1 pseudogene is annotated in these 431 nt (G+C 65.9%); it reads left to right on the top strand.

The annotated features are described in order from the left end of the window. Positions 1-431, top strand: a pseudogene (locus ITJ44_RS15735) (hypothetical protein); the annotation flags it as partial.

Raw genomic sequence — 431 nt, 5'->3', positions numbered from 1 at the left:
ACGGCGTCGTATGTGGCGACGCAGGCGGATGTGGATGCGGGGTCGATCACGAACACGGCGACGGCGACGGGTACTCCGCCGTCGGGTGATCCGGTGACGTCGGATCCTTCGTCCGCGGTGGTGACCGCTGGTGCGGCTCCGGGTCTGACGATGGTGAAGTCGGCGAATCCGACCGAGGTCGGGAAGGCGGGTGACACGGTGACGTATTCGTTCCTGTTCACGAATACCGGGAACACGACGTTGACGGATATCACGGTGAATGAGACCTCGTTCACGGGGACGGGTGAGTTGTCGGAGATCTCGTATCCGACGCGCACTCTGGCGCCGGGTGCGTCGACGACGGCGACGGCGTCGTATGTGGTCACGCAGGCGGATGTGGATGCGGGCAGGGTCGATAACGCGGCGACGGGTGCGGGGACGCCTCCGGGTGG

This window comes from Clavibacter sp. VKM Ac-2873 (assembly GCF_015351075.1).
Classification (GTDB): Bacteria; Actinomycetota; Actinomycetes; order Actinomycetales; family Microbacteriaceae; genus Clavibacter.
Note: the sequence above shows the minus strand (reverse complement) of the source record. Positions and strands in the feature narration are given on the sequence as shown.